Source organism: Pontiella sp. (assembly GCF_041622395.1).
Classification (GTDB): domain Bacteria; phylum Verrucomicrobiota; class Kiritimatiellia; order Kiritimatiellales; family Pontiellaceae; genus Pontiella.
The window spans coordinates 1-3,934 of the sequence record NZ_JBFJYW010000326.1; the positions used below are offsets into that span (position 1 = coordinate 1).

Below are 3,934 nucleotides of genomic sequence, written 5' to 3' on the forward strand. Positions count from 1 at the left end.
ATGCAGCCGCCGCGGAGGATGCCGAAATAAAGCAGGGCAATGCTGATGAGCGCGGTGAACCAACGGCGCTGGAAATGCCGCAGCGAAAGCAGGCTCGCAATGGCCAGCAGGGCGGCAAGTACGAGCAGATCGGCGATTTCCCAGTTGAAGGATTCCCAGTGGAATTCCTGCGGAACGTACGCCTCTTTGTAGTCGGCCAGATCCTGCGTCGGGGGGCGGAGGCATTCGTCCGAACGCTGGGCCCATGCCGGTCCGAACGGGGCGAGCGCGAAAAAGAGAAGAAGGAATAGCCGGATCAAGCGCCTTCTCCCATCATGTAGGTGGAGTCGAACCAGTAGTCGCCAAGGTAGTCGTCGACCGCTTCGCGCGGAATGCGTTCGATGGCGCCGTGGGGGCAGGCGATTGCGATCGCACACTCGTTGCAACCGAGGCAGAGGTCGGGGCGAATGGCGAGGAACATCGATCCGGTCCCGTGGTTGTTGCAGCGCTTCACGCATTTGCCGCAGGCAATGCACCGTCGCGGGTCCGGTTCGTAGAGAAACATGCCGTCGATCCCGCCGCTGAAGTTTGTGCGCGTGACCGCGTTGACCGGGCAGACGCGCTCGCCGTCGCGGTCAATTTTGTCGGAGTCGATATATTTATTGGTGATGTGGCCGTAGCAGACGACGCAGTTGGAACATTTCTTCGGATCGTTGAGCGCCTTGACGGCCGAGGGTTTTCGAACGCAGGCCGTCTCGCAGATGCCGCATTGCCGGCACAGGTCCGGATTGATCTGCCAGGCGAAACGGCGGCCCTGCGCGATAAATGCGGCCTCTTCCGACGGCGGCGAAAAGACGCGCGCCGTGGCCGCGCCGAGGACGGATATCCCGAACAGGTGACCGACGGTCCGCAGATAGTTTCGACGCTTCACGGCGCGTTCTCCAGTTCCGGCGGGTTCCACGCTGCGGGGGGCACGAACCCCTTGCTTAGCAGGGCCGCGTCGGCCTTTCGGCCGGAGATGGATAGCAATGCTTTGGTCAGGCGGTTTGCTGCCGCATCATCCACCTTGTTCATGTCGAGCATCAACGAGGTCAGCGGGATTTGCTCGGTGCGCCCGAGGGTGCGGAACTCTTCGGGGTTGGCGAAGTCGACGGCGCAATCGGCCGAGAGGGCATAGTCGCTGATCACGGCCGCATCGGCTTTGCCGTCGAGCAACTCCCCGATGTTTTCGCTGCAACTGGCGTGGGTGTCGATCTTGGCCGGCTGGATGCCGCGCTGCCCGAAGAGGCGCTTGGCGGCCTGATGTTTTTCGTAGGCGTCGGGTTGGCCCAGATAGACGTGCTTCCCGGTGAGCTCATCCAGCGATTGGAGGGGGGAGTCGACCGGGACGATCACGGAGCCGGATAGCCAGCGGTTGTTGCCGGGGTCGAGTACGTCGACGATGCGCCGGAAGTCGGCCTTAGCCTGTTTTTGGAGGCGCAGGGCCGTCCAGGGTTTGGAAAGCACGCCGTCGTATTGGCCGGACACGATGGCCTCCTCCAATTGGTAGGGTTCCGCGAAGTAGGTGAATTCCAGCGCAATGCCGTGCTCGGCCCGCAATTGTTCCAGCGATGCGGCGTAGCCGCGCGCGGCGACATCGTGCACGCAGAAACAGGCGGTGTCGGTGCAGTAGATGTCGTTGACCGCAATCTTCAGGGCCAGCGTTTCGGCTGGTTTGGAAGCGCAGCCCGCCAAGACCGTCAGGCCCAGTGCCAATAGGTGGAGTGCTATTTTACGCATTTGACGATGTAGCCCTTGCTTCCGGCGGCCAAATAGATGGTGCCCTTGCTGTCGACGGCGCACGGGATAAAGCTGCAACCCTTGACCAGCTCCTCGACGCCCTCGATCTGCTGGGCGTTTTTGCCGTCGGCATCGTAGATCTTGATGCGGGTGGGATCTTTTTCAACGGTCAGGATGGCGCCGTTGGGCAGGTAGGCCGCGCTTACCGGATTGCAGCACCCCTGGAAATCGTCGAGCGCGCGGCCGCGCTGGCCGAACTCCTGCACCAGTTCGCCGCCCATGCTGTAGCGCTGCAGCTTGAATGCGCCCAGATTGGAGATGGCCACCGTGTGGTCCGGCGCTTCGCAAAAATCGAAGATGCCGCAGCACAGGCGGAGCCCTTGCGTGATCTTCGCGGTTTCCTGGCCGGATTCCAGATCGAGGAATACCAGCGCGCGGGCCGAGAGATCGGCAACGATCAGCCGGCCGTCCATGATCTTGGCGGCCTTCGCGGATTTCAGCGATTCGAGCGTGTTGGTTTTCAGCTTTTTACCCGACGCATCGAAAATCCCTTGTTCCACGCCCACGGGAACCTGGACTTCTCGCATGCGGGCCCCCGATTTCACTTTTTTGACTTCGGTCAGGGTTGAGAAGACATGGATGTTGCCGTCCGGGGCAAACGCGATGGCCGTGGTGTTTTTCATCCCGGTTTCGAAGCTTCCGGCAATTGAGCCATCGCTTTTGAAGCAGGTGACCTTGCCGTTGGTTTCGAGGGCGCAGAGGGTGTCGTCCGCTCCGACGGCCAGTTGGCTGATGGAGCCGAGCTTGCCCTTGCCGATTTGGCTGCCGACGTGGTAGTTCGAGGCGAATGACGAGAGGACCGTCAATGTTGCAGTTGCCAGCGCGAGGTGTATTTTCATTGGAGGTCTCCCTAGGGTCATGATGATTGTGTGGATAAAAAACATCATGATGTGTACCGGCAAGTTGGCTTAAAAGCAACCTGCCGAGCTACTTTAGACCGAGGACCAAGAAGGGGGCGGCCAATCCCGCGCAACGCTAGCGTTGCTCGAGGTCGAAGCCTTTTTCCCCCAGAAGCTCGAGCAATCCGGTTTTGCCGGGCAGGTGGCCGGCGCCGACAACGACCAGATAGGTCTCCTCATTCTTCGCCATTTTGGCCAGGGCGTCGGCCCATCTCTTGTTGCGGGCGGTGATGAAACGGTCGTGGATCTCCGGGAAATCCTCGAAGCTTTTGGTCAGCATCTCCCCCAGGGTCCCGATATCGCCCGTCTTCCACGCGGTCAGGAGTTTTTCGAGTTCCCCCTCCATCAATTCGAGGTCGATGAGCGCACGGTTGACGAAATCGTTGGGATTGGCTTCGGAGAGGGAGTCGAACAGGCTGATCTGGTAATCGAGCGTTTCAAGCCCAACGATCCGCTTCTGGTCGGTCACGGCCTTGTCGTAGAAATGCTTGTCGAGCCCGTGTTCCGCGGAAAGGCCCATCTGCTGCATCTTGAGCAGCATCAGGGTCGTCGTGGCGAACCACGGCTTGAACGGCTGCACGGCCTCCATGGGGAGTCCTGCTTCCTTGCAGGCGGCCGCGAGATTCTCGTAGGTCGGCGCATCCAGCACGCTTTCAAGCTTGGCCGGAGGGGCAAGCATGGCTTTGCCCAAGATCAGTTGCTGGGTCTTGGGCGACATCATGTCGGCCATGTCGACCTCCAGCACCAGGACGGTGGCGTTGGAATAGGCCGCCTCGATCGCCGGGTCGAGCGGATAGTTCGCGGCCTTGAGCACGTGCGACGAGCCTGGGATATAGAAGGTCCCCTTTTTCGAGGTCGCCTTCCACAGGCAGTTGGCGGCCGAGGCCGACAGGGTTGCGAGCGAAAGCAGCAGGAGGGCTGCGGCAGGCACGGGGCGTATGCGACGGGTCTTCATTTTCTGCTCCTGTTGGAATTGGCGGAACTCTACCGGGTCGGGAGGCCAGGGAAAGGCTTTTCCGTCTGTTTCCTTCGTTTTGTCAGGATTCGTATGATCTTGCCAAACTTGTAGCCGTTTCTATAATCCCCGCTAAATTGTTCAGATACGAAATGTAACGGAGAAATCCGGGAGGAATAAAGAAATGAATACGAACGCAGTCGCGCAAGTTGCAAACGAAGCCCCGGTCCTGGAGCAAATCCAGACGGTCGGAGTCGAATGG

Annotated in this window: 5 protein-coding genes; all 5 read right to left on the reverse strand. The window is 60.2% G+C overall.

The genetic code is table 11. The features are described from left to right. The coding region (locus ABYO54_RS14830; protein WP_372809019.1) for a hypothetical protein at positions 1 to 299 on the reverse strand (299 nt) is incomplete at its 3' end. Next, positions 296 to 910 carry a hypothetical protein gene (locus ABYO54_RS14835; protein ID WP_372809020.1) on the reverse strand — a complete coding sequence of 205 codons (615 nt, stop codon included), beginning with the start codon at positions 908 to 910 and terminating at the stop codon, positions 296 to 298. The genes ABYO54_RS14830 and ABYO54_RS14835, both read right to left, overlap by 4 nt. Next, positions 907 to 1,758 (reverse strand): phosphate/phosphite/phosphonate ABC transporter substrate-binding protein, encoded by an 852-nt coding sequence (locus ABYO54_RS14840; RefSeq protein WP_372809021.1) that lies wholly within the window; start codon positions 1,756 to 1,758, stop codon positions 907 to 909. Before ABYO54_RS14840 ends, ABYO54_RS14835 begins: the two co-directional genes overlap by 4 nt. Continuing rightward, entirely contained in the window at positions 1,746 to 2,657 is a 912-nt protein-coding gene (locus ABYO54_RS14845) for a hypothetical protein (RefSeq protein WP_372809022.1), read from the reverse strand. Before ABYO54_RS14845 ends, ABYO54_RS14840 begins: the two co-directional genes overlap by 13 nt. A 136-nt stretch (positions 2,658 to 2,793) precedes the next feature. Continuing rightward, positions 2,794 to 3,672 (reverse strand): TraB/GumN family protein, encoded by an 879-nt coding sequence (locus ABYO54_RS14850; RefSeq protein WP_372809023.1) that lies wholly within the window; start codon positions 3,670 to 3,672, stop codon positions 2,794 to 2,796. Positions 3,673 to 3,934 lie beyond the last annotated feature (262 nt).

Bases quoted from the DNA above. Each gene is read 5' to 3' on its own strand.
- ABYO54_RS14840 (WP_372809021.1), bottom strand. From the start codon at position 1,758: ATGCGTAAAATAGCACTCCACCTATTGGCACTGGGCCTGACGGTCTTG.
- ABYO54_RS14845 (WP_372809022.1), bottom strand. From the start codon at position 2,657: ATGAAAATACACCTCGCGCTGGCAACTGCAACATTGACGGTCCTCTCG.
- ABYO54_RS14850 (WP_372809023.1), bottom strand. From the start codon at position 3,672: ATGAAGACCCGTCGCATACGCCCCGTGCCTGCCGCAGCCCTCCTGCTG.